Source organism: Williamsia sterculiae, from assembly GCF_900156495.1.
Classification (GTDB): domain Bacteria; phylum Actinomycetota; class Actinomycetes; order Mycobacteriales; family Mycobacteriaceae; genus Williamsia_B; species Williamsia_B sterculiae.
Genome location: NZ_FTNT01000002.1, coordinates 583,691 through 607,056 on the forward strand (window position 1 = coordinate 583,691; position 23,366 = coordinate 607,056).

General features: G+C 66.8%; 24 protein-coding genes and 1 rRNA gene. 21 read left to right on the top strand and 4 right to left on the bottom strand.

Annotated features, from left to right (window positions below; translation table 11 throughout):
- The first annotated feature begins 258 nt into the window (after positions 1 to 258).
- From rho to BW971_RS05585, 17 genes are all read left to right on the top strand, one after another.
- A complete protein-coding gene (gene rho, locus BW971_RS05505) occupies positions 259 to 2,298 on the top strand; it encodes a transcription termination factor Rho (RefSeq protein WP_407701196.1) in 2,040 nt (679 codons plus the stop codon).
- A gap of 220 nt (positions 2,299 to 2,518) precedes the next feature.
- Positions 2,519 to 2,752, top strand: a complete 234-nt coding sequence (rpmE, locus tag BW971_RS05510) for a 50S ribosomal protein L31 (protein ID WP_076477226.1) — start codon at positions 2,519 to 2,521, stop codon at positions 2,750 to 2,752.
- Between the two features lie 145 nt (positions 2,753 to 2,897).
- The gene (prfA, locus tag BW971_RS05515; RefSeq protein WP_076477503.1) at positions 2,898 to 3,977 is read left to right on the top strand and encodes a peptide chain release factor 1; all 1,080 of its coding nucleotides are present in this window, start codon (positions 2,898 to 2,900) and stop codon (positions 3,975 to 3,977) included.
- A 10-nt stretch (positions 3,978 to 3,987) separates the two neighbouring features.
- Entirely contained in the window at positions 3,988 to 4,875 is an 888-nt protein-coding gene (prmC, locus tag BW971_RS05520; RefSeq protein ID WP_200799364.1) for a peptide chain release factor N(5)-glutamine methyltransferase, read from the top strand.
- A 5-nt stretch (positions 4,876 to 4,880) separates the two neighbouring features.
- Positions 4,881 to 5,534 (top strand): L-threonylcarbamoyladenylate synthase, encoded by a 654-nt coding sequence (locus tag BW971_RS05525; protein ID WP_076477505.1) that lies wholly within the window; start codon positions 4,881 to 4,883, stop codon positions 5,532 to 5,534.
- A gap of 79 nt (positions 5,535 to 5,613) precedes the next feature.
- Positions 5,614 to 6,900, top strand: coding sequence for a serine hydroxymethyltransferase (locus BW971_RS05530; protein WP_076477230.1), 1,287 nt, complete (start codon positions 5,614 to 5,616; stop codon positions 6,898 to 6,900).
- 51 nt (positions 6,901 to 6,951) lie between these two features.
- A complete protein-coding gene (locus BW971_RS05535) occupies positions 6,952 to 8,193 on the top strand; it encodes a glycosyltransferase family 4 protein (RefSeq protein ID WP_143690205.1) in 1,242 nt (413 codons plus the stop codon).
- 243 nt (positions 8,194 to 8,436) lie between these two features.
- Positions 8,437 to 8,850 (top strand): ATP synthase subunit I, encoded by a 414-nt coding sequence (locus BW971_RS05540; protein ID WP_076477509.1) that lies wholly within the window; start codon positions 8,437 to 8,439, stop codon positions 8,848 to 8,850.
- Positions 8,847 to 9,599 (top strand): F0F1 ATP synthase subunit A, encoded by a 753-nt coding sequence (atpB, locus tag BW971_RS05545; protein WP_076477232.1) that lies wholly within the window; start codon positions 8,847 to 8,849, stop codon positions 9,597 to 9,599. Before BW971_RS05540 ends, atpB begins: the two co-directional genes overlap by 4 nt.
- Positions 9,600 to 9,726: 127 nt before the next feature.
- The gene (locus tag BW971_RS05550) at positions 9,727 to 9,978 is read left to right on the top strand and encodes a F0F1 ATP synthase subunit C (RefSeq protein ID WP_076477234.1); all 252 of its coding nucleotides are present in this window, start codon (positions 9,727 to 9,729) and stop codon (positions 9,976 to 9,978) included.
- Positions 9,979 to 10,002: 24 nt separating this feature from the next.
- The gene (locus BW971_RS05555) at positions 10,003 to 10,482 is read left to right on the top strand and encodes a F0F1 ATP synthase subunit B (RefSeq protein ID WP_076477236.1); all 480 of its coding nucleotides are present in this window, start codon (positions 10,003 to 10,005) and stop codon (positions 10,480 to 10,482) included.
- A gap of 6 nt (positions 10,483 to 10,488) precedes the next feature.
- On the top strand, positions 10,489 to 11,841 hold the full coding sequence (locus BW971_RS05560; RefSeq protein WP_076477238.1) for a F0F1 ATP synthase subunit B/delta: 1,353 nt from the start codon (positions 10,489 to 10,491) through the stop codon (positions 11,839 to 11,841).
- An 82-nt stretch (positions 11,842 to 11,923) separates the two neighbouring features.
- Entirely contained in the window at positions 11,924 to 13,558 is a 1,635-nt protein-coding gene (atpA, locus tag BW971_RS05565) for a F0F1 ATP synthase subunit alpha (RefSeq protein WP_076477240.1), read from the top strand.
- 44 nt (positions 13,559 to 13,602) lie between these two features.
- The gene (locus BW971_RS05570; RefSeq protein ID WP_076477242.1) at positions 13,603 to 14,535 is read left to right on the top strand and encodes a F0F1 ATP synthase subunit gamma; all 933 of its coding nucleotides are present in this window, start codon (positions 13,603 to 13,605) and stop codon (positions 14,533 to 14,535) included.
- Between the two features lie 35 nt (positions 14,536 to 14,570).
- On the top strand, positions 14,571 to 16,040 hold the full coding sequence (gene atpD / locus BW971_RS05575; RefSeq protein ID WP_076477244.1) for a F0F1 ATP synthase subunit beta: 1,470 nt from the start codon (positions 14,571 to 14,573) through the stop codon (positions 16,038 to 16,040).
- A complete protein-coding gene (locus tag BW971_RS05580; protein ID WP_076477246.1) occupies positions 16,033 to 16,419 on the top strand; it encodes a F0F1 ATP synthase subunit epsilon in 387 nt (128 codons plus the stop codon). Before atpD ends, BW971_RS05580 begins: the two co-directional genes overlap by 8 nt.
- 215 nt (positions 16,420 to 16,634) lie before the next feature.
- Positions 16,635 to 17,069, top strand: coding sequence for a DUF2550 domain-containing protein (locus BW971_RS05585; RefSeq protein WP_076477248.1), 435 nt, complete (start codon positions 16,635 to 16,637; stop codon positions 17,067 to 17,069).
- A 9-nt stretch (positions 17,070 to 17,078) separates the two neighbouring features.
- Here BW971_RS05585 and BW971_RS05590 read toward each other — a convergent pair whose 3' ends face one another.
- Positions 17,079 to 17,681, bottom strand: a complete 603-nt coding sequence (locus BW971_RS05590) for a cob(I)yrinic acid a,c-diamide adenosyltransferase (protein WP_076477250.1) — start codon at positions 17,679 to 17,681, stop codon at positions 17,079 to 17,081.
- An 82-nt stretch (positions 17,682 to 17,763) separates the two neighbouring features.
- On the opposite strand from BW971_RS05590, the gene BW971_RS05595 reads away from it, so the two are divergent.
- Positions 17,764 to 18,231: an SRPBCC family protein gene (locus BW971_RS05595; protein WP_076477511.1), complete on the top strand. Its 468-nt coding sequence runs from the start codon at positions 17,764 to 17,766 to the stop codon at positions 18,229 to 18,231.
- 52 nt (positions 18,232 to 18,283) lie between these two features.
- On the top strand, positions 18,284 to 19,543 hold the full coding sequence (murA, locus tag BW971_RS05600) for a UDP-N-acetylglucosamine 1-carboxyvinyltransferase (protein ID WP_076477252.1): 1,260 nt from the start codon (positions 18,284 to 18,286) through the stop codon (positions 19,541 to 19,543).
- 38 nt (positions 19,544 to 19,581) lie between these two features.
- Here murA and BW971_RS05605 read toward each other — a convergent pair whose 3' ends face one another.
- Positions 19,582 to 19,938, bottom strand: coding sequence for a GNAT family N-acetyltransferase (locus tag BW971_RS05605; RefSeq protein ID WP_076477254.1), 357 nt, complete (start codon positions 19,936 to 19,938; stop codon positions 19,582 to 19,584).
- A gap of 51 nt (positions 19,939 to 19,989) precedes the next feature.
- On the bottom strand, positions 19,990 to 20,994 hold the full coding sequence (locus tag BW971_RS05610; protein ID WP_076477256.1) for a pirin family protein: 1,005 nt from the start codon (positions 20,992 to 20,994) through the stop codon (positions 19,990 to 19,992).
- 184 nt (positions 20,995 to 21,178) lie between these two features.
- Between BW971_RS05610 and nicT the strand changes: the two genes are divergently transcribed.
- Positions 21,179 to 22,312, top strand: a complete 1,134-nt coding sequence (nicT, locus tag BW971_RS05615) for a Nickel transporter NicT (RefSeq protein ID WP_076477258.1) — start codon at positions 21,179 to 21,181, stop codon at positions 22,310 to 22,312.
- A 434-nt stretch (positions 22,313 to 22,746) separates the two neighbouring features.
- Here the strand turns inward: nicT and BW971_RS21060 are convergent, their stop codons facing one another.
- The gene (locus BW971_RS21060) at positions 22,747 to 23,100 is read right to left on the bottom strand and encodes a hypothetical protein (RefSeq protein WP_143690206.1); all 354 of its coding nucleotides are present in this window, start codon (positions 23,098 to 23,100) and stop codon (positions 22,747 to 22,749) included.
- Here BW971_RS21060 and BW971_RS05620 point away from each other — a divergent pair.
- A 16S ribosomal RNA gene (locus BW971_RS05620) occupies positions 23,096 to 23,366 on the top strand; the annotation flags it as partial. The genes BW971_RS21060 and BW971_RS05620 overlap by 5 nt on opposite strands.

Here is a 23,366-nt window from a genome sequence, read left to right on the forward strand (position 1 = left end):
GTCGGATCGAGGCGCGTCGGCACACCGGGCGACACCCGGTCAGCGGCTGCGACACCTGAACTTCACTCCACCATCGAGTGTGGACTGTCCCCCTGAGACGACAGAGGGATGCTCTATGACCCATCGCGCCATCGACACGGCGCGGGGGACGAAAGGATATCCGTGACGGATACGGACCTCATCACCACCACAGTGATCGACACCGAGGCGACGCCGGCGGCCAAGACCGCGTCCAAACGCGCCGGCGGGTTGTCGGGGATGGTGCTCACCGAGTTGCGCGCACTGGCGGGCGACCTCGGCATCAAGGGCACCTCCGGCATGCGCAAGGGTGACCTCATCGCCGCGATCCAGGCGCGACAGAGCGGCTCGGGAAGCGACCCGAAGACCGCACCCGCCTCGCAGTCGGCGCCGACCAAGACCCCGCGAGAGAAGTCGCCAGGCGACAAGACCCCGGGCGACAAGACCCCGGGCGACAAGACCCCAGGCGAGAAGACGGCGATCGACAAGGCTGCGGCCGACGCGACCGCGCAGACACCCGCCGCGGCCACCACGTCCCCCGCCGAAGAGTCCGCCGCCGCGGCGCCCGCGGCGGCGGACAAGCACGTCGACGCGACACCGCCCGCGACGTCCTCGCCGGAGTCGGCTCGGTCGGACATCCGCGGCGAGCGCACCGGCGAGGAGAAATCCCGACCGGACGCCGCGCCGCGCGGGGAGAGCGCCGACGCCGATGCGCGCACCGATGATGGCCAGCGCACCCGGCGGCGTAACGGCAACCGCGAGGGCAACAACAGCAACCGCGAGGGCAACAACGGCAACCGCGATGGCAATGCCAACCGCGAGGGCGGTGGTCGCACCGACAACCGGGATCAGCAGCGGGGTGACAACCAGGGGAACCGGAACGACAACCGGAACCAGAACGACAACCGGGGTGACGGCAACCGGGGTCAGAACAACAACCGCAACTCCGGCGGCAACCGCAACAACAACGCCTCGGGCAACGGTTCGGGGAACAACGGGCCCCAGTCGGACAACAACAACCGCGACGACGAGGACGGCGTCGGCCGCGGACGTCGGGGACGTCGGTTCCGAGAGCGGCGTCGTGGACGCGACCGCGACGGTGACAACGCCGACCCACAGGTCTCCGACGACGACGTGTTGCAGCCGGTGGCGGGCATCCTCGACGTGCTGGATAACTACGCATTCGTGCGCACGTCCGGTTACCTGGCAGGCCCGAACGATGTCTACGTCTCGATGAACCTGGTCCGTAAGAACGGTCTGCGGCGCGGTGACGCATTGACGGGTGCGGTGAAGCTCCCGCGCGACGGTGAGCAGTCCAACCAGCGCCAGAAGTTCAATCCGCTGGTGCGACTGGACACTGTGAACGGCACCGACGTCGACAGCGCGCGTCGGCGACCGGAGTTCACCAAGCTGACCCCGCTGTACCCCAACGAGCGGCTGCGACTGGAGACTCGGCCGGAGCAACTCGACACCCGGGTCATCGACCTGGTCATGCCGATCGGCAAGGGTCAGCGAGCGCTCATCGTGTCGCCGCCCAAGGCCGGTAAGACCACGGTGCTGCAGGACATCGCCAACGCGATCGCCACCAACAACCCCGAATGCCACCTGATGGTGGTGTTGGTGGACGAGCGACCGGAGGAGGTCACCGATATGCAGCGGTCGGTGAAGGGTGAGGTCATCGCCTCCACCTTCGACCGCCCGCCGTCGGACCACACCTCGGTCGCCGAGCTGGCCATCGAGCGGGCCAAGCGCCTGGTCGAACAGGGGCAGGACGTGGTGGTGTTGTTGGACTCCATCACCCGACTGGGTCGTGCCTACAACAACGCCTCGCCGGCGTCGGGTCGCATCCTCTCCGGTGGTGTGGACTCCACCGCGCTGTACCCGCCCAAGCGGTTCCTCGGCGCGGCCCGCAACATCGAGAACGGCGGATCGCTGACGATCATCGCCTCGGCGCTGGTCGAGACCGGGTCGACCGGTGACACGGTGATCTTCGAGGAGTTCAAGGGCACGGGTAACGCCGAGCTGAAACTGGACCGCAAGATCGCCGAGCGTCGGGTCTTCCCGGCTGTCGACGTCAACCAGTCCAGCACTCGTAAGGACGAGCTGATGATGTCGGCCGAGGAGTTCGGCATCATGCACAAGCTCCGCCGGGTGCTGTCCGGTCTGGACTCCCAGCAGGCCATCGACCTGCTCATCAGCCAACTGAAGAAGAGCAAGAACAACATCGAGTTCCTGCGGCAGGTGCAGAGCAATGCGCCGGGAGCCATGGTCGACGACTGACGACCCCGGCATCGGTGGCCCGCCGGAATAGTGCGGCCCGATCCGGCGTTGAGCACGTCGCAGTCGGTCGGCGATCGACAAGCCGATTTAGCCCAGAGCGCGAGTTCTGGCACAATCGCCAGGTCACGCGCCGGTGGGCGTGCGATGAGAGCAATCGAGTCCGGTTCCGGTTCACACCTGCGGTGCAGGTGACCCGGCGACCACGAAAGGGACACCAGAGATGAAGCAGGGAATCCATCCCGAGTACGTCGACACCACCGTCGTGTGTGGTTGCGGCAACACGTTCAGCACGCGGAGCACGGCCGCGAACGGCCAGATCAACGTCGAGGTCTGCTCGCAGTGCCACCCGTTCTACACCGGCAAGCAGAAGATCCTGGACACGGGCGGTCGCGTCGCCCGCTTCGAGAAGCGGTACGGCAAGCGCAACGCAGGGGCCAAGGACGCCGCCAAGTAGCTGCCCCGACCGACGCCCGGACCCGTGTATCACGCACGGGGTCGGGCGTCGTTCGTCTGTACGGGGGTGACCGCCGTACGCAGCACCCCGGTCACACGTCCCATCGTCGACCGCCCACGGTCGGCGGTCCGCGATCGGAGCAGTGATGACCAACCCGACCCAACCGTCGGCGATCGACGACATCCTCGCCGAACACGCCGGTCTGGAACAGCAGCTGTCCGACCCGGCGCTGCACGACGACCCCGCGTCGGCGCGACGGGCGGGTAAACGGTTCGCCGAACTCGCCCCGATCATGTCCACGTACACCCGGTTGCGCGCCGCGACCGAGGATCTGCAGGCGGCCCGCGAGCTGGCCGCCGACGATCCTGCTTTCGCCACGGAGATCCCCGACCTCGAGCAGCTGGTGGCGTCGCTGGACTCGACCCTCACCGACCAACTCGCCCCCCGCGACCCCCACGACGGTGACGACGTGGTGCTGGAGATCAAGTCGGGGGAGGGCGGCGAGGAATCCGCGCTGTTCGCCTCCGACCTGGCCCGCATGTATGTGCGGTACTGCGAGCGCCACGGGTGGAGAGCCCAGATCCTGGGACTCACCGAATCCGACCTGGGTGGATACAAGGACGCCACCATCTCCGTGCGGTCCGCGGCCGACACCCCCGACGGGGTGTGGGCGCGGATGAAGTTCGAGGGCGGGGTGCACCGGGTGCAGCGGGTGCCGGTCACCGAGTCACAGGGCCGCATCCACACGTCGGCGGCCGGGGTGCTGGTCTACCCGGAACCGGACGCCGTCGAGGCGGTGCAGATCGACGAATCCGACCTGCGGGTGGACGTCTACCGCAGTTCCGGCAAGGGCGGTCAGGGGGTGAACACCACCGATTCCGCGGTGCGACTCACCCATCTGCCGACCGGCATCGTGGTGACCTGCCAGAACGAACGATCGCAGTTGCAGAACAAGGCGCGCGCCATGCAGGTGCTGTCGGCGCGTCTGCAGTCCCTCGCCGAGGAGCAGGCCCAGGCCGACGCCGCCGAGGGCCGGGCCGCGCAGGTGCGCACCGTCGACCGTTCGGAACGCATCCGGACCTACAACTTCCCGGAGAACCGGATCACCGACCACCGCATCGGGTACAAGGCGCACAACCTCGACGCGGTGCTCGACGGTGAGCTCGACGGATTACTCGACGCGTTGGTCGCCGCCGATCGTCAGGCCCGCCTCACGGCGGAATGAGCACGTGCCCATCCGCATCGATGAGGCGCTGCGCGCGGCCACCCGGATCCTGGCCGCGGCGGGGGCCCAGAGCCCGCGAGTGGATGCCGAACTGCTGCTCGCCCACGTCACCGGCGTCGAGCGGGGGCGGCTGATAGCTCTCGACGGCCTCGACGAGGTCGCCACGGCCGCCTTCGACGAGCTGGTCGCTGCCCGGGCCACCCGCGTTCCGCTGCAACACCTCACGGGCCATGCGCATTTCGGCGGCCTCGAGCTGCAGGTCGGCCCGGGTGTGTTCATCCCGCGTCCGGAGACCGAGGGTCTGCTGGCGTGGGCGCTGAGCACGCTGCCGGATCGACCGGACGCGCGACCCGCGGTCGTCGACCTGTGCAGCGGTAGCGGGGCGTTGGCGCTGTCCATCGCCAGGGAACGCCCCACCGCGGCGGTGATCGCGGTGGAGCTGTCCGAACACGCGCTGATCTGGTTGCGCCGCAACTCCACAGCGCAACGAGTGGCGGGTGGGCGGAGCATCACGGTGGTCGGGGACGACGCCACGGATCCCGCCCTGCCGCAGCGGCTCGATCTGGCCGGTGCTACCGACCTGGTGGTGGCCAACCCGCCCTATGTGCCGCTGACCGACGACCTGCCGCCGGAGGTGCTCGACCACGACCCCGCGTCCGCACTGTTCGGCGGCCTGGACGGGATGGCGGTCATCGTCCCGATGATCACGGTGATCGCCCGCCTCCTCACCGACGGGGGACGCTGTGCCGTCGAACACGACGACACGACCGGTGCCGCGGTGATCGATGCCTTCCGACGACATGGGGGCTTCGTCGACATCGAGCAGCACCTCGATCTGGTCGGCCACGACCGCTTCGTCACCGCACGCCGAACCGGGTCCGGTGCTCTGGCAGGATGACTGCCGTGAGCACCGTGTTCGACTGCAGCCAGCCCGACTCGCGTTCCGCAGGGATCACCGCGGCCGTCGGCGCGGCCCGTGCCGGGCGCCTCATCGTGATGCCCACCGACACCGTCTACGGTCTCGGCTGCGACGCCTTCGACTCCGAGGCCGTGGCCGCCCTGCTCGCGGCCAAAGGTCGCGGACGGGACATGCCGGTGCCGGTACTGGTGGGGTCGTGGAACACCGTCGACGGTCTGGTGCTGTCCGTCTCGCAGACGGCACGTGATCTCGTGCAGGCGTTCTGGCCCGGCGGCCTGAGTCTGGTCGTACAGCAGGCGCCGTCGCTGGCCTGGGACCTCGGGGACACCCGCGGCACCGTGATGATTCGGATGCCGTTGCATCCGATCGCGATAGAGATACTGCGTGAGGTCGGTCCGATGGCGGTCTCGAGCGCCAACATCTCCGGACGTCCGCCGGCGGTGACCGCGGAAGCGGCCCGCGACATGCTCGGCGACGAGGTGTCGGTCTACCTCGACGGTGGTGACGCCGAGGTGGGCACCCCCTCCACGATCGTCGACGTCACCGGCGAGACCCCGCGCATCCTCCGAGTCGGAGCGGTCGGTGTCGAGCAGATCGCCGACGTGGTCGGCGTGGACGCCGCCGCTCTGCACGGGTGACGCGGCGGCGCCGATCCGAGCGAGCCGCGGACGCCGCGATATCGCTGCCCCCGGAAGGCATGCGCGGGACAATGGGTGGATGTCGAGCCGCCCGCACGTCGCCGAGCAGCCCACCGGAACCGCGTTCCGCGACCCCGAGGTGGATGACCTCGTCGCGCGGGAAGCAGACCGTCGCCGCACCACCCTGCAACTGATCGCCTCGGAGAACCCCGCCATCCCGGCCGTCGATGCCGCACTGGGTTCGGCCTTCGCCGCCAAGTATGCCGAGGGTTATCCGGGGGCGCGGTACCACGCCGGTTGCGACGTCGTCGACGACCTCGAGGACCTGGCGACGCGTCGGGCTCGCGACCTGTTCGGAGCCGAGCACGCCAACGTCCAACCGCATTCGGGGACGTCGGCGAACGTGGCCGTGTACGCGGCGTTCGCACAACCCGGTGACCCGGTGCTGGCGTTGCGGCTCGACCACGGCGGCCACCAGAGTCACGGATCTCGGGCCAACTTCTCCGGCCGTTGGTTCAGCCCGTCGGGTTACGGGGTGCGTGCGGACACCGAGCTCATCGACTATGACCAGCTGCGCGAACTCGCTCTCGTCCATCGGCCGCGGATGCTGGTCGCGGGCGCGTCGTCGTACCCGCGGGCCATCGACTTCGCGGTGATGCGGTCCATCGCCGACGAGATCGAGGCGATCCTCTGGGTGGACGCCGCGCACCTGTGCGGGTTGTTCGCGGCCGACGTGCTGCCCTCGGCGGTCGGCGTCGCCGATGTGGTGACCGGCGTGACGCACAAGGTGCTGCGCGGTCCGCGCGGCGGGTTCATCCTGTCGCGTCGGGAACACGCCCACGCGATCGACAAGGCCGTGTACCCCTTCGTCCAGGGCGGCCCGGCGATGAACGCCATCGCGGGTAAGGCGGTCGCCTTCGCCGACGCGGGCACCGACGCCTTCGCCGCATACGTGCGCGACGCCGTGACCACCTGTGCCGCGTTGTGCGACGAACTCGAGCGCGCGGGGCTGCGGGTGGTCACCGGCGGCACCGACATGCACCTCGCGGTGATCGACGTCGGCCCGTTCGGCATCAGCGGCCGTACGGCCCGCGACCGGCTCGGACGGGCAGGCATCGTCTGTGACAAGGCGGTGCTCCCGTTCGACCGCAGACCCGCCGTCGAGGGCTCGGGTGTCCGAATCGGTACGGCGGGGTCGACCGCGCAGGGGGTGCGGCCCGACGACGCCGTGGTGGTGGCCGGCGTGATCACCGACGCCCTCCGGGCCGATCCGGCGACAGGGGAGGGTGCGCGCACACTCGACCGTTTGCGCACACGCGTCGCGGAATTCCTGAGCCGACCACGGCCGACGGACCCGTCGACCTGACACCAGAGCGTCGACGCCGATCGTCGAGGACACGCTAGTACCGTTGTGGCGATGTCGACGCCCGCTGTGCTGCAGGTCGCGGCGCCGGGTACGGCCACGACCCTCGCCGAGGGAGTGGGCACCGCCGGCGCCGGGGTCCCCCTGCGCGAACTGCTGCTGGTGTTGCTCGCGGCGATGTTCATCGCGTACCTGGCCACCGCGATCGTGCGAGTGCTGGCCATCCGTACCGGGGCCGTCGCGGTTCCGCGCGCCCGCGACGTGCACGCCGTCCCCACCCCTCGGCTCGGTGGGGTGGGTATGTACACCGGTGTGGTCGCGGCGATCCTGCTGGCCCAGCAGCTCCCGGCCCTCAACCGCGGCTTCCTCTACACCCACGACACCAACGCGGTGATCGTCGCGGGCGCCGTGATCGTCGCGGTGGGCATAGTCGACGACCGTTGGGGTCTCGACGCGCTCACCAAGTTCGTCGGACAGCTCACCGCGGCCGGCGTACTGGTGCTGATGGGTGTCAGTTGGACGGTGCTCCCCATACCCTTCGGCGACCAGCGCGCGCTGATCCTGGACCCCTTCCAGTCGGGGTTGCTGACGGTGGTGATCACGGTGGCCACCATCAACGCGATGAACTTCGTCGATGGTCTCGACGGTCTCGCGGCGGGTCTGGCGGTCATCGCGTCGCTGGCCATCGGGCTGTTCGCCATCGGGCTCCTGCACAGCCAGGGTGGCAACGTCAGCTTCTACCCGCCTGCGCTGATCGCAGCGTCGCTGGCCGGGGCCTGTCTGGGGTTCCTGCCGCACAACTTCCAACCCGCCCGGATCTTCATGGGGGACTCCGGGTCGATGTTCATCGGACTGGTGCTCGCCGCGGCCTCGACGAGCGCGTCCGGACGCGTGGCCATCACCGCCTACGGTCCGGCCGACGTGTTCACCCTGCTGTCGCCGTTGGTGCTGGTCGCAGCGGTGATGTTCATCCCGATGCTGGACATGCTGCTGGCCGTCATCCGCCGCACCCGGGCCGGGGTCGGCTTCTACACCCCGGACAAGATGCACCTGCACCACCGCTTGCTCGAACTCGGACACAGCCACCGGCGGGTGGTTCTTCTCATCTATCTGTGGGTGGGGGTTCTGGCCTTCAGCGCGGCCGCGACCAGGCTGTTCCCCGTCACCGCGGTGGCCCCGGCCCTGGCGGCCGGACTGGTGTTCGCCCTGATCGCGACCATCGTCCCGCGACTGCGGCGACAGGGGACGGTGGCCCGAGCGCGTCGCCTGGCCACCGGAGCGGGTCGCGGTCGCTGACCCGCCGACCCCCTTGACCAACCGTTTACCCGCATCAGTACTATGACGTGTAGTAGTCGAGGCGGGAAACCACTCGCATGCTCGGCAAATAGGATCCTGGCCCGGTACCCACGGCCACCCGTGGGTGTTGATAGGGTCACAGTGATCGCCCGACGTGACGACCACACGATGTGTGCTGTCGCCCCTGAGGGCAGTGGGCCCAACGGCGTCAATGGTCGACGCCGCGACCTGGAGGAGACGCAGATGACGACGTCAGCGCCTGACTCGTTACCCGTCTATCCGCAGGCGCCCACCGACCTGGTGCGACCCGCCGTCATCGCCGGTCTGGCCGTGGTCGCCGCCCTGGTCATCAGTGGTCTGCTCGGTCACATCCTGTTCGGCGTCTGGTTCGCCGTCGGCGCCGCGCTGAGCATCACCAACGCGAAACTCGTGCAAGCCTCGGTCGCCGCGGCGACCGCCGAGGACGAGCCACGGAAGCGGCCCGTGGTGCTGAACTCGGCGGTCCGTCTCGGCATCATCACCGTGGTGGCGCTGGTGATCGCCTTCTTCTTCCGACCCGAGGGCCTGGGCGTCATGTTCGGCCTCGCCGTGTGTCAGGTGATCTTGGTGCTGGCCACCGTGATCCCTGTGATGAAAGGACTCCGCAAGCAGTCATGAGCGACACGTCGTATCTGGCCGAATCGAAGATCGAGGTCGGGCATCACACCGAGGCGCAGCTCTTCGGGCTGACGGTCAACGTCGACACCATCATCGGGACCGTGATCGCCGCGGTGATCGTGTTGGCGCTGGCGTTCTTCCTGCGTTCCAAATACACCTCCGGGGTCCCCAACCGGACCCAGCTCTACTGGGAGACCCTCACCGTCCAGATGCGCGGTCAGATCGAGAGCGCCATCGGCATGAAGATCGCGCCGTTCGTGCTCCCGCTGGCCGTCGCTCTGTTCACCTTCATCCTGGTGGCCAACTGGCTGTCGATTCTGCCCGCGCAATACGGCGACGCCACCGGCAAGGCGGCCGAGTGGATCAAGCCGCCGGCCTCGGACGTCAACTTCGTGTATGCCCTGGCCCTGCTGGTGTTCGTCGGGTACCACGTCGCGGGATTCCGACGCCGAGGACTACTGGGCTACCCGAAGAAGTTGGTCAAGGGTCACGTGATCTTCCTGGCGCCGATCAACATCATCGAGGAGATCGCCAAGCCGGTGTCGCTGTCGCTGCGACTCTTCGGCAACATCTTCGCCGGCGGCATCATGGTCGCGCTGATCACCCTGTTCCCGTCCTACATCCTGTGGGCGCCGAACGCGATCTGGAAGTTGTTCGACCTGTTCGTCGGGTTGATCCAGGCGTTCATCTTCTCCTTGTTGACCATCCTCTACTTCAGTCAGTCCATGGAGTCCGAGGACGCGCACTGATCTTCCGAACCCGGCCGACACCCGTCGGTCACGACCACGACCGACCTGAGCGGTCACCGTTCGGCCGCGGATGCGGTCGGCCAACCGAACTGGCAAGAGCTGCCAGATCAGCGAAAGGGAAATAGTCATGGATCCACAAATCGGTATGGGCGCATTGATCGGCGGCGGCCTGATCCTCGGTGGTGGCGCGATCGGTGCCGGTATCGGTGACGGCCTTGCCGGTGCACAGCTGATCGCCGGAATCGCGCGTCAGCCGGAGGCACAGAGCCGCCTGTTCACCCCGTTCTTCATCACGGTGGGTCTGGTCGAGGCCGCGTACTTCATCAATCTGGCTTTCATGGCGTTGTTCGTCTTCGCCAACCCGATCTCGTCCAAGTAACAGGCACGGCCAGGTAAGGACGTCATGTCGCTCGCCGCAAGCAACTTCCTCATCCCGAACGGGACGTTCTTCGTCGTCCTGATCATCTTCCTGATCGTGCTCGCGGTCATCACGAAGTTCGTCGTGCCGCCGATCAAGAAGGTGCTCGACGAGCGGGAATCGATCGTCGCGCAGACCACGGAGAACAACCGGGCCGCGACGAAGAAATTCGATGACGCGCGGTCACAGTACGAGGCCGAGATGAAGGATGCCCGTGGTGAGGCCACCGGCATTCGCGACGAGGCCCGTGCGAAAGGTCGCGAACACCTCGAGGGGATGCGCAAGCGGGCGACCGACGAGTCCGACAAGGCGCTGTCGGCGGCGACGAACGATCTCCGCAGCGAGGGCGAGAAGGCGGCAGAGGTCGCCAAGGGCGACGTCGGTGACCTCGCCTCGACACTGGCCGCACGTGTTCTGGGCACCGAGGGTGCCAAGGGACGCGCTACCTCCGGAACGGCAGGCTGATCGCACGTGGGAATCTTCATCGGACAGCTGGTCGGCTTTCTGCTGATCCTCTTCGTGCTCTGGAAGTACGTGCTGCCACCGCTGAACAAGGCGGTCGAGCAGCGTCAGAACACCGTGTCGTCGCAGATGTCCGAGAGCGAAGCGGCCAAGAAGCGTCTGGACGAGGCGAGGAACGCGTACGACAAGGCGATGTCGGACGCGCGAGCGGAATCGGCGCGCATCCGGGAGGAAGCGCGCGGTGACGCCGACGCGATCTCCGAGGAGATGCGTGTGCAGGCCGATCATGAGGTGCAGCGGATCACCGAACACGGGAAATCGCAGGTCGCACTCAACCGGTCGGCGCTGGTCCGCGAACTGCGGGCCGGCCTCGGCCTGACCGCCATCGAACTCGCGGGCAAGCGGGTGCGCGAGCACCTCGACGATCCGGGGGCGAAGTCCGATTCCGTGGACCGCGTCATCGCCGATCTGGAACACATGGCCGACCAGGGTTCCGACCGGTCTCAGATCAGCCGCCCGTCGGACAAGGTGGGCGTCAACTCGATGCGGGCGGCGAGCCGCGAGGCCATGCGCCGCCTGCAGCAGGACTTCGACGAGAAGTCCCGATCCCTGGGCGAGGACGAGCTCACGGGGGTCGGTGAGGACCTGACCAAGGTGGTGGACCTGCTCGCCGGCGAGCCGGTACTGCGCAAGCACCTCGCCGAGCCCAGTGACGACACCGAGGGCAAGAAGCATCTGGTCCACCGTCTGTTCGACCAACAGATCTCGGGTCCGGCGGCCGACCTGTTGGCCACCGCGGCATCGGGTAAGTGGTCGAGCACGAGGGACTTCACGGTGGGCATCGAGCGGGTCGCCCGCTTCGCGCTGCTGAAGATCGCCGACGACCAGGGCAAGATCGACGAGGTCGAGGATCAGCTGTTCCGCTTCGGACGCGTGCTCAGCGCACAACCCCGACTGACCCAGCTGCTCAGCGACAGTTCGGCGCCGATCGACTCCCGGCTCGGCCTCCTCGACACGCTGGTGGGCGGTAAGGTCGACGACATCACCAAGAAGCTGCTCGACCAGTCGATACGGCTGCTCCAGGGGCGCTCCGCAGAGTCTGCGGTGAACGATCTCGCCGAGCTGGCCGCGGCCCGACGTGGCCAGTCCGTGGCGAAGGTCGTCTCCGCCGAGGGTCTCGACGACGGTCAGCGCGACCGCCTCAAGACCGTTCTGGGCCGCATCTACGGCAGGGACATCTCCCTGCAGACCGAGAAGAACCCGGAGATCCTCGGCGGACTCCGGATCAGCGTCGGCGACGAGGTCATCGACGCCGACATCGCGACCCGGTTGGCGAAGGCCTCCGAGCAGTTGCCGCGATGACGTCCGGCATCCCGGACCATCGACGGCAGACCAGCACACCCAGACGCTCACGTACGACACGAACGCTAAGGAACGAAGACTGATGGCTGAGTTGACGATCTCATCCGACGAGATTAAGGGAGCGATCGAGCAGTACGTCTCGTCGTTCGAGGCCGAGGCATCCCGGGAGGAGGTCGGCGTCGTCGCCGACACCTCCGACGGCATCGCCCATGTCAGTGGCCTGCCGGGGGCCATGGCCAACGAGTTGCTGGAGTTCTCCGGCGGTGTGCTCGGCGTGGCACTGAACCTCGACGAGGACGAGATAGGCGCTGTCATCCTCGGTGACTACGACAAGATCGAGGAAGGCCAGCAGGTCAGTCGTACCGGCGAGGTGCTCTCGGTACCCGTCGGCGACAACTTCCTCGGTCGCGTGGTCGACCCGCTCGGCAAGCCCATCGATGGACAGGGTGACATCGAGGCCGCCGACCAGCGGGTGTTGGAGCTGCAGGCCCCGTCCGTGCTGGAGCGTCAGCCGGTGGAGGAGTCGCTGGCCACCGGGATCAAGGCCATCGACGCCATGACCGCCATCGGCCGTGGACAGCGGCAGCTGATCATCGGCGACCGCAAGACGGGCAAGACCGCGGTCTGCATCGACGCGATCCTCAACCAGCGGGAGAACTGGGAGACCGGTGACCCGAAGCAGCAGGTCCGCTGCATCTACGTCGCGATCGGGCAGAAGGGCTCCACGATCGCCGGTGTGAAGAGCGCGCTCGAAGAGGGCGGCGCGATGGAGTACACCACCATCGTCGCGGCCCCTGCATCCGACTCGGCCGGGTTCAAATGGCTTGCCCCCTACACCGGGTCGGCGATCGGCCAGCACTGGATGTACGACGGCAAGCACGTCCTCATCGTGTTCGACGACCTGACCAAGCAGGCGGAGGCCTACCGCGCCATCTCGCTGCTCCTGCGCCGCCCGCCGGGTCGCGAGGCCTACCCCGGTGACGTCTTCTACCTGCACTCGCGGTTGCTGGAGCGTTGTGCCAAGCTCAGCGACGACATGGGCGCCGGTTCGATGACCGGGCTGCCGATCATCGAGACCAAGGCCAACGACGTCTCGGCGTTCATCCCGACCAACGTCATCTCGATCACCGACGGTCAGGTGTTCCTCGAGTCGGATCTGTTCAACAAGGGCGTGCGCCCGGCCATCAACGTCGGCACCTCCGTGTCGCGTGTCGGTGGAGCCGCCCAGACCAAGGGGCTGAAGAAGGTCTCCGGGTCGCTGCGTCTGGAACTGGCCCAGTACCGCGAGCTCGAAGCGTTCTCGGCCTTCGCCTCCGACCTCGACGACGCGTCCAAGGCGCAGCTCGAGCGTGGCGCGCGCTGGGTCGAGATGCTCAAGCAGGACCAGTACAGCCCGGTGACGGTGGAGGACCAGATCGTCTCGATCTACCTCTGCGGTGAGGGCTACTTCGACTCGGTGCCGGTGGAGGCGGTGCGGCAGTTCGAGACGGAGCTGCTCGACCACCTGCATCACTCGGCGAGCGGCGTGTACGAGTCCATCAAGGGCGGCAAGGTGCTCAGCGACGACCAGGCCGAGAACCTCAAGTCCGAGACCGACAAGTTCAAGCGCAGCTACCAGACCCCGGACGGCAAGCGGGTCGTCGCCGATTCCGACGACGCCGAGGCGTTGGAGGAAGAAGACGTGAACCGCGAGGAACTCAAGGTCAGGAAGTCCTGATCGTGCGAGGGAACATCCGTCACGAACCGAGAGGACGGTGAGACGTGGCCAGCATCCGTGAGATCCGTTCGCGCATCCGTTCGGTGCAGTCGACCAAGAAGATCACCAAGGCCCAGGAACTGATCGCGACGTCGCGCATCACCAAGGCGCAGCAGCGGGTGACGGCATCCAAGCCGTACTCGAAGGAGCTGACCACGGTGCTCTCGGAGTTGGCCAGCAACGCTGGTGACCTCGACCATCCGCTGCTCACCGAGCGGGAGAACCCGAAGCGCGCCGCTGTGCTGGTGATCACCAGTGACCGCGGTATGTGCGGCGGTTACAACTCGAACGTCCTGCGCGAGGCACGTTCGCTCGTCGAGCTGCTCAAGGAGGAGGGCAAGGAACCGCTGCTCTTCGTCATGGGGCAGAAGGGCGTGGGCTACTTCACCTTCCGCGGGACCGGGGTGGAGGAGTCGTGGACCGGGTTCTCGCAGAACCCGCGGTACGAGAACGCGACCGACGCCACCGACCTGTTGGTCGAGCTGTTCCAGGCGGGGTCGGGTACCGAGGTCGAGGTGCCCGGCGAGGAGAAGCGCACCATCGAGGGGGTGGACGAGTTGCACCTCGTCTACACCCGTTTCGTCTCCATGCTCACCCAGACTCCCGAGGTGCACCGCATCGCACCTCTGGTGGTCACCGAGATGACCGAGGACGACGAGGAGAGCAAACAGGAGAGCCGGAACTACAGTTTCGAGCCGAGTGCCGACACCCTGCTGACCGCACTGCTGCCGAAGTACGTGGCGACCCGGGTGTTCGCGGCGCTGCTCGAGGCGTCCGCTTCGGAGTCGGCGGCCCGTCGGACCGCGATGAAGAGCGCGACCGACAACGCCGAAGAGCTGGCCACCAACCTCTCCCGCGAGGCCAACCAGCTGCGGCAGGCGCAGATCACCCAGGAGATCAGCGAAATCGTCGGCGGCGCGAGCGCCCTCGCGATCTGACGACTCGTTCCCGACACAGGAAGTGACTTGAGAGAATGTCTACAGCAATAACCGAGCTGTCCTCGGAGAAGACCGAGGACGAGGTGACCGGCCGCGTCGTCCGCATCATCGGCCCCGTGGTCGACGTCGAGTTCCCGCGCGACGCGGTACCCGACCTGTTCAACGCCTGCCACGCCGAGGTGGCCCTGGAGGCGGTCGCCAAGACGCTGACCCTCGAGGTCGCGCAGCACCTCGGCGACAATCTGGTCCGTTGCGTCTCGATGCAACCCACCGACGGTCTGGTCCGCGGTGCCGAGGTCACCGACACCGGCAAACCGATCACCGTTCCGGTCGGTGACGTGGTCAAGGGCCACGTGTTCAACGCGCTGGGCGACTGCCTGGACGATCCGGGAACCGGCCGGGACGGTGAGCAGTGGGGCATCCACCGCAAGCCACCGGCGTTCGACCAGCTCGAGGGCAAGACCGAGATCCTCGAGACGGGCATCAAGGTCATCGATCTGCTCACCCCGTACGTCAAGGGCGGCAAGATCGGACTGTTCGGCGGTGCCGGCGTGGGCAAGACCGTGCTGATCCAGGAGATGATCACCCGTATCGCCCGTGAGTTCTCCGGCACCTCGGTGTTCGCGGGAGTCGGCGAGCGCACCCGTGAGGGCACCGATCTCCACCTCGAGATGGAGGAGATGGGCGTTCTCCAGGACACCGCGCTGGTGTTCGGCCAGATGGACGAGCCGCCGGGCACGCGTATGCGTGTCGCCCTCTCGGCGCTGACCATGGCCGAGTATTTCCGCGACGAGAAGCATCAGGACGTGTTGTTGTTCATCGACAACATCTTCCGCTTCACCCAGGCGGGTTCGGAGGTGTCGACCCTGCTCGGTCGTATGCCCTCGGCCGTCGGGTACCAGCCGACGCTGGCCGACGAGATGGGTGAGCTCCAGGAGCGCATCACCTCGACGCGTGGTAACTCGATCACGTCGCTGCAGGCGATCTACGTGCCCGCCGACGACTACACCGACCCGGCGCCGGCGACGACGTTCGCCCACCTGGACGCGACCACGGAGCTCTCCCGGCCGATCTCGCAGCTGGGTATCTACCCGGCCGTGGACCCGCTGACGTCCACCTCGCGCATCCTCGAGGCCTCGATCGTCGGCGACGAGCACTTCCGGGTCGCCAACGAGGTCAAGCGGATCCTGCAGAAGTACAAGGAACTGCAGGACATCATCGCCATCCTCGGTATGGACGAGCTCTCCGAAGAGGACAAGGTCACCGTGCAGCGGGCTCGCCGGCTGCAGAAGTTCCTCGGTCAGAACTTCATCGTCGCCGAGAAGTTCACCGGGCAGCCCGGTTCGGTGGTTCCGCTGTCGGAGACCATCCAGGCATTCGACCGCATCTGCAAGGGCGAGTTCGACCACTACCCGGAGCAGGCGTTCAGCAGCTGCGGTGGTCTCGACGACGTCGAGAAGGCTGCCGAGGAGATCCTGGGAAAGAAGCCCGAGAAGAATGGCTGACACGAGCTTCAAGGTCGAGGTCGTCGCCGTCGAGGAGCAGATCTTCAGCGGCGAGGCCACGTTCGTCATCGCGCAGACCACCGAGGGTGAACTCGGTGTGCTGCACAACCACGAGCCGCTGTTCGGTCAGCTGATTCCCGGCGGCTTCGTGGTCATCGATGAGTCCGACGGCGACCGGCGGGTCGCGGCCGTCCAGGGTGGGTTCCTGTCGGTGACGGGCGAGTCGGTCACCGTGCTCGCCGAGGCCGCCGAGTGGGCGGACGACGTGGACGCCGACGCCGAGCGTCAAGCGCTCGAGGAGGCGGAGGAGGGCTCGGACGAGTACCACCGCGCTCAATCGCGTCTGCGGGCCGTCGAAGAACTGAACAAGAAGCACTGACCCGCGGTCGTCGTGGCATCCTGGGAGAACACGGTCTCGGGTGTGCGGCGACCACCGGTGTCTCCGGATCCCCGTATTCTGCGCCCAGGGGCGTGGGGTGCGGGGATCTGTGTATCGCGGACCCGAGCTGCGGTAGCGGACCGGGGTCCGCTCGTCGGCCGGATACTACGGTCTGTCATAGTCGTGGCACCGCCGAGCACGAGAGGAGGTAGCCGATGACGATCCTGCTGTGTGTTCTGGTGGTGTGCGCGATCATCGGAGTCGTCGCCGTGAGTCGTGCCGTGGTGCGGTTCGGTCGTATCCGTCACTCGGGGACCGCTGCGGCCATGCGCGTTCTACCCGCGCGCGACCATCACGGTTGGCGTCACGGCATCGTGCGCTACGACGACGAGACCATCGAATACTTCCGCGTGGCGAGTCTGCGGGTGGGACCCGACCGGGAACTGCACCGCCAGGACATCGAGGTCCGGGGGCGTCGGGAACCCACCGTCGCCGAACGCGACCTCATCGACGGCATGGTGGTTCTCGAGGTGATCGACCAGGGCAGATCCTTCGAGTTGGCCCTGGGCACCGGTGCGATCACCGCTTTTCAATCCTGGTTGGAATCGCGGCCCTCGCAACGATCGGAGCGTAGGCGCCCACGCGGGTGAGGCGGCCGCTCAGTCGCAGGCCGCCGGTCCGGGCGGACGGGTGCGTTCGCCACCCGGCACCCACGTCACGTCCCCGTCCGGACTGCAGTGTCGGGACAGGATGAACAACAGGTCCGACAACCGGTTGAGGTAGCGGGCGGGCAGCACGCTGGTGTCATCGGGATGGGCAGCCACGGCGGCCCAGGCCGAACGCTCGGCGCGGCGGGCAACGGTCCGCGCGTTGTGCAGCAGCGCGGACAGCGCACCACCTCCCGGCAGGACGAAGGAGTTCAGGTTCGGTAGATCGGTGCCGAAATGATCGCACCAACCCTCGAGAGCGTCGATGTAGTCCTGGTGTATCCGCAGCGGCGGATGGTCGGGGTCGGCCACCACGGGGGTCGACAGGTCCGCTCCCGCGTCGAACAGGTCGTTCTGGACCCGCCGCAGCACCGCGAACACCTCGTCGTCGGGGTGACCGAGGTCGATGGCCATCCCGATGGCCGCGTTGGTCTCGTCGCAGTCGGCGTAGGCCACCACCCGATCATCGGTCTTGGACACCCGCGAGAAGTCGCTGAGTCCGGTGGTGCCGTCATCGCCGGTGCGTGTATAGATGCGCGTCAGGTGCACTGCCATGGGTCGAATGTATCGCGCCGCGAACCACGAGCACGTCGGCCGACGACCCGCGCGGGTGCCCTCGCCCCACTAGTCTCTGGTGGTGGCCCCAGCATCGTTCACCGTCGCCCGATCGACTGTCGTGGCGGCGGACCCGACCGTGATCCATCCACTCATAGATGATTTCCGGCAATGGCCGCAATGGTCACCGTGGGAGGGTGTCGACCCACAGCTGGATCGCCAGTACACCGGTCCCGACCGCGGTGTCGGGGCGCGTTACGAATGGCGCGGCAACCGCAAAGCGGGCCAGGGATCGATGACGATCACCGCCAGCGATCCGTCCAGGGTCGTTCTGGATCTGCACTTCCTGAAGCCGTTCGCGTCGTCGAGCGTCGCCACATTCCTGTTGGTGGGTACCGGCGACGGGACCGAGGTCACCTGGACGATGCAGGGTGAGAACCGGGGTCTGGCAAAGGTCTTCGGTCGCTTCATCAGCATGGACAAGCTGGTGGGCGGCGACTTCGAGAAGGGGTTGGCGGCGTTGAAGTCCGTTGCCGAGCAACGCGGCTGACTCCGGCCGGGCGACGGCGGGACCCCGGCGCGATGACGATAGAGTGATTCACGTGAGTGAACGGTTCCTGGTCACCGGTGGTGCGCGATTGCGCGGCGAGGTCGTCGTCGGTGGGGCCAAGAACAGCGTGCTCAAGTTGATGGCCGCCGCGCTGCTGGTGGAGGGGACCACCACCCTGACCAACTGCCCGCAGATCGCCGATGTGCCGCTGATGGCCGATGTCCTGCGTGGACTCGGAGCGACCGTCGATCTCGACGGCGACGTGGTCCACGTCGATGTGCCTGCCGAACCCAAGTTCGACGCCGACTTCGACGCGGTCAAACAGTTCCGAGCCTCGGTGTGCGTGCTCGGTCCGTTGATCGCACGATGCGGTCGCGCCGTGGTCGCCCTCCCCGGCGGTGACGCCATCGGCTCGCGGCCGCTCGACATGCATCAGGCGGGCCTGCGCGCGCTCGGTGCGCGCAGCGCCATCGAACACGGCTGCGTGGTCGCCGAGGCCGACACCCTCGTCGGCGCGCCCATCGCGCTGGAGTTCCCGTCGGTGGGCGCGACCGAGAACATTCTGATGGCCGCGGTGTTCGCCGAGGGCGTCACCACCATCGACAACGCGGCCCGCGAACCCGAGATCGTCGACCTGTGCGTGATGCTGCAGCAGATGGGGGCGCAGATCAGCGGGGCGGGAACCTCCACGCTGACCGTCACCGGCGTACCGCGGCTCTCGCCGACCACGCATCAGGTGGTGGGGGACCGGATCGTGGGTGCCACCTGGGGACTGGCCGCGGCGATGACTCGCGGCGACGTCCGGGTGTACGGCGTGGATCCCGACCACCTCACGCTCGTCCTGCACAAGCTCCGCAGTGCGGGCGCGGAGGTGAAGACCTTCGACGACGGGTTCCGGGTGGTGCAGAACGAGCGTCCGGTCGCGGTCAACTTCTCCACGTTGCCCTACCCCGGATTCCCCACCGATCTACAGCCGCTGGCCATCGGTCTGGCAGCGGTGTCCGAGGGGATGTCGGTGATCACGGAGAACGTGTTCGAGGCGCGGTTCCGATTCGTCGAGGAGATGGTGCGTCTCGGCGCCGACGCCCGCACCGACGGTCATCACGCCGTCATCCGTGGCATCGAACGGCTCTCCAGCGCCCCGGTGTGGTGTTCGGACATTCGCGCCGGCGCGGGGCTGGTGCTGGCTGGTTTGTGCGCCGACGGGGTCACCGAGGTCCATGACGTCTATCACGTCAACCGTGGATACCCGAACTTCGTGGAGAACCTCCGCGCACTGGGTGGGGACGTGGAGCGCGTCGGCGCGCGCTGAGGCGTCGGGAGTCGTCGGTGCATCACGCACCTCCGCGGTCAGGAGGACCGTCGCCGCGACGTCGCCGCGTCCCGATGCTCGCCGGTCGCCTCGACCACGTGACCGTCGTACTCGGGGTGGCGGGAGAGCCAGCCGACGACATACGGGCAGACAGGGACGATGTCACGGCCACCACCGATCACGTCGTCGATGACGTGACGGACCAGCAGCGATGCCAGGCCCTGGCTGCCGTAGGCCTCGGATACCCCGGTGTGCACCAGGATCCGGACGGGGCGTGCACCGTCGAGGTCGGTGTAGACCTCTTCGCCGATCACCGCGTCATCGGCCTCGGTGTCGATCAGTACGTAGCGGGATTCGTCCGGCCGGTCCTGTACGTCGAAGCGGTCGTCAGTCATCGTCGGGTCTCCTCCGTCGTGGTCCGGTCGTGCAATGGCGCAGGGGTGCTTTTACCGCAAGCGGTGGCGTGGTCGGATGCGGGTTCTCGGCAGCACGGGAGCGGGCAGGGGGGCGGGCTGATCGTCGGGAAACGGTCCGAACAGGGTGAACTCGTCGGCCGGGTTCGCGGCAGATGGTTCGAATCCCAGCTCGGCCTGATATCGCCGCCGGTACTCCGCGATCTCCTCGTGCGTACGTCCGACGAAGTTCCACCACATCACGATCTCCTCGTCGAATGGGACGCCGCCGAGCACGAGTACTCGCGCGCCGTCCGTACCCGCGCGCAAGGTGAGGGTGTCGGTCCCGGTCGGCAGATAACCCATCACCCGGTGCGCCACCGGCGTCCCGTTCACCGAGACCGGATGACTCTCGGCCAGTACGGCGTGTTCGAAGTCCGGTCGGATGCCGACCGTGATCTCGGCGCCCGGTTCGATGACGATCTCGGCACCGAGGAGATCGGTGGTCTTGGTCGCGACCGGCGACACCGCACCCAGGAGCTCACCGATGAACACGCGGGCGCGGGCCCCGGCGACCTCGACGGGAAGGGGAACGTGATGGTGAAAGCTCTTGCCGCCATGACGGGTTGATTCAGGCAGTGCGTACCAGAGCTGCACACCGTGTAGTGACACGGTCTGTGCGGTGCTGAATTCGGAATGGGTGATGCCGCGGCCGGCGATCATGAGGTTCAGTTCACCGGGGCGCACCACAGCGCTGTTGCCTGCCGAGTCGAGGTGGTCTATCTCGCCGCCGAACAACCACGAGACGGTGGCGAGGCCCGTGTGCGGATGCCGCGGTACCGCCATCCCACCCGACTCGGCCACCGGATCCGGTCCGTAGTGATCCACGAAGCACCAGGCGCCGACCATCGATCGGATGCGCTGCGGAAGTGTTCGGTACACCGTCATCGCGCGTGGGCCGCCCAGGGGCACCGACCGAGGCTCCAGAATCTGGACAACGCTCCCGGGGTCCCCGGTGACCAGCACGCTCTCATCCGGATGTCGATCCAGGTTGCTCACCGGGTCACCCCTGTCGTCGCCACATCGTCGGATGTGGTTTCCAACCTACTCATCGGGTCACGTCTGCGACGGATCCCGAGCCGGTCATGCCTCCACGTCGAATTGCAGCCGGATGTCGGCCGGTCTAGCGTCACGGTGTCCGCAACGGACCTCGAGAGGCGCGGACCACGAGAGGACAGCCCCTGTGCGAGCACGCCTGGACACCTTCCACGACAAGTTGGCCACGGTGCGGGCCTCGTTGGACCGTCGGGAGTGGCTCGGCGTGTGCGCGATGATCGGGGTCATCGTGGCGCTACACCTCATCGGCTGGATTACGTTGGCCGCATTCGTTGCGCCACAACACTTCAGCGTCGGTGATACGGCACTCGGTCTGGGCGTCGGGCTGACCGCCTACACCCTGGGGCTGCGTCACGCCGTCGACGCCGATCACATCGCCGCGATCGACAACACCACCCGAAAACTGATGAACGACGGGCGTAGGCCGCTGTCGGTGGGGTTCTTCTTCTCCCTGGGGCACTCGACGGTGGTCTTCGGACTAGCACTGGTCTTGTCCGTGGGGGTCGGTGCGCTGGCCGGCCCGGTGCGAGATGACTCGTCGGCGTTGCATCATTACACCGGACTGATCGGCACCAGCGTATCCGGAGTGTTTCTCTACGTCATCGCGACCATCAACGTGGTCATCCTGGTCGGCATCCTGAGAGTGTTTCGCGACATGCGCGCCGGGACGCATGACGAGTACGAGTTGGAACGGCGACTGGACAGCCGGGGGCTGATGAACCGCGTGTTCCGCCGAGTCACCCGATCGATCCGCGAACCGTGGCAGATGTACCCGCTGGGCGTGCTGTTCGGACTGGGATTCGACACTGCCACCGAGGTCGCGCTGCTGGTGCTCGCGGGCACCAGTGCCGCCGCCGGGTTGCCCTGGTACGCCATTCTCTGTCTGCCGGTGCTGTTCGCAGCGGGGATGAGTCTTCTGGACACCATCGACGGGTCGTTCATGAACTTCGCGTACGGGTGGGCGTTCTCCCGGCCCGTGCGCAAGGTCTACTACAACATCACCATCACCGGTCTCTCGGTCGCGGTGGCACTGATCATCGGAACCGTCGAGCTCCTGGGGGTGGTGTCGGAGCAACTCGGGTGGACCGGCGGTGTCTGGTCCTGGATGTCGGCGCTGGACCTGAACACGATCGGCTTCGTCATCGTCGGAATGTTCGTCGTGACGTGGGCCGCCGCGGTGTCGGTGTGGAAGATCGGGCGGATCGAGGAGCGCTGGTCACCGTCGCCGCTGGATCGGACGGATCACACCGACGGTCGGTGAACGGGCGTGGGCCAGCCGCCATCGTCCTCGTCCCGAATCGAGGAACGTCACAGTGGCGAAAGGGTCGACCGTGTTCGCCGCACCCGCCGAACGCCGCGGGTGCCGAGCTGACGGGTGATCAGCGGGGAGTAGTGGTGGCCCCTACGGTATGCATGGCCGTTCGGGCAGGAACGACGCACATGACCACCGTCACACACATTCGATTGCGGCAGCGGCGCCGGCATCGACGTGAATACGTACGTCAGGCAGTCCGCTGACCAGCGGTTTCGACCAGTAGTCGGCGCGCTGTCCTGGGAATTTGCACTGCGCCGCCGAGATGCGTAACTTCTATCGAGTCAGCGCGCCACGGCGCCGCCCCGGACTCAGTCCGGAGAGCTGGAAACCGGGATTGCCGCTTGACCGCCTCGCACGATCTCACCGAGCAATCGTTGGTGTCACGCGGGCCGGCCTGACAGAGCAGAGTGGATCCGCAGCGAACATGTTGCGGCCCACAATCTGCTGTGGTAGGTTGGTAGAGTTGCGCTCGTGTGGGTGTGACGGATAATATGTGCTTGCTTTTGCTGGTGCCCGGTGTGGGTGTTGGTGGGGTGGGTGTGTGTTCTTTGAGAACTCGATAGTGTGTTGATGGATTGTTTGGTGCCATTTTTTTGTGGCATCAGATTGTTTTGTGAGTTTTTGATGCTAGTTTTTGTTGTTTTTTTGGTTGGGATTTTTTCTCTGCTGGGAATGTTGTGTTGAAAGGGCTCTGCTGCTGTTGTGGTGGTGGGGTGTTTTTGATGTGTTTTCATGGAGAGTTTGATCCTGGCTCAGGACGAACGCTGGCGGCGTGCTTAACACATGCAAGTCGAACGGAAAGGCCCTTCGGGGTACTCGAGTGGCGAACGGGTGAGTAACACGTGGGTGATCTGCCTCGTACTCTGGGATAAGCCTGGGAAACTGGGTCTAATACCGGATAGGACCATTGGGCGCATGTCTGGTGGTGGAAAGTTTTTCGGTGCGAGATGAGTCCGCGGCCTATCAGCTTGTTGGTGGGGTAATGGCCTACCAAGGCGAC

Coding starts and splice junctions, on each gene's coding strand:
- prfA (WP_076477503.1), top strand. CDS start 2,898: ATGACCAACCCGACCCAACCGTCGGCGATCGACGACATCCTCGCCGAA.
- BW971_RS05550 (WP_076477234.1), top strand. CDS start 9,727: ATGGATCCACAAATCGGTATGGGCGCATTGATCGGCGGCGGCCTGATC.
- atpD (WP_076477244.1), top strand. CDS start 14,571: ATGTCTACAGCAATAACCGAGCTGTCCTCGGAGAAGACCGAGGACGAG.
- BW971_RS05555 (WP_076477236.1), top strand. CDS start 10,003: ATGTCGCTCGCCGCAAGCAACTTCCTCATCCCGAACGGGACGTTCTTC.
- rpmE (WP_076477226.1), top strand. CDS start 2,519: ATGAAGCAGGGAATCCATCCCGAGTACGTCGACACCACCGTCGTGTGT.
- BW971_RS05585 (WP_076477248.1), top strand. CDS start 16,635: ATGACGATCCTGCTGTGTGTTCTGGTGGTGTGCGCGATCATCGGAGTC.
- BW971_RS05535 (WP_143690205.1), top strand. CDS start 6,952: ATGTCGACGCCCGCTGTGCTGCAGGTCGCGGCGCCGGGTACGGCCACG.
- BW971_RS05530 (WP_076477230.1), top strand. CDS start 5,614: ATGTCGAGCCGCCCGCACGTCGCCGAGCAGCCCACCGGAACCGCGTTC.
- BW971_RS05605 (WP_076477254.1), bottom strand. CDS start 19,938: ATGACTGACGACCGCTTCGACGTACAGGACCGGCCGGACGAATCCCGC.
- BW971_RS05540 (WP_076477509.1), top strand. CDS start 8,437: ATGACGACGTCAGCGCCTGACTCGTTACCCGTCTATCCGCAGGCGCCC.
- rho (WP_407701196.1), top strand. CDS start 259: ATGGTGCTCACCGAGTTGCGCGCACTGGCGGGCGACCTCGGCATCAAG.
- atpB (WP_076477232.1), top strand. CDS start 8,847: ATGAGCGACACGTCGTATCTGGCCGAATCGAAGATCGAGGTCGGGCAT.
- BW971_RS05590 (WP_076477250.1), bottom strand. CDS start 17,681: ATGGCAGTGCACCTGACGCGCATCTATACACGCACCGGCGATGACGGC.
- BW971_RS21060 (WP_143690206.1), bottom strand. CDS start 23,100: ATGAAAACACATCAAAAACACCCCACCACCACAACAGCAGCAGAGCCC.
- BW971_RS05580 (WP_076477246.1), top strand. CDS start 16,033: ATGGCTGACACGAGCTTCAAGGTCGAGGTCGTCGCCGTCGAGGAGCAG.
- atpA (WP_076477240.1), top strand. CDS start 11,924: ATGGCTGAGTTGACGATCTCATCCGACGAGATTAAGGGAGCGATCGAG.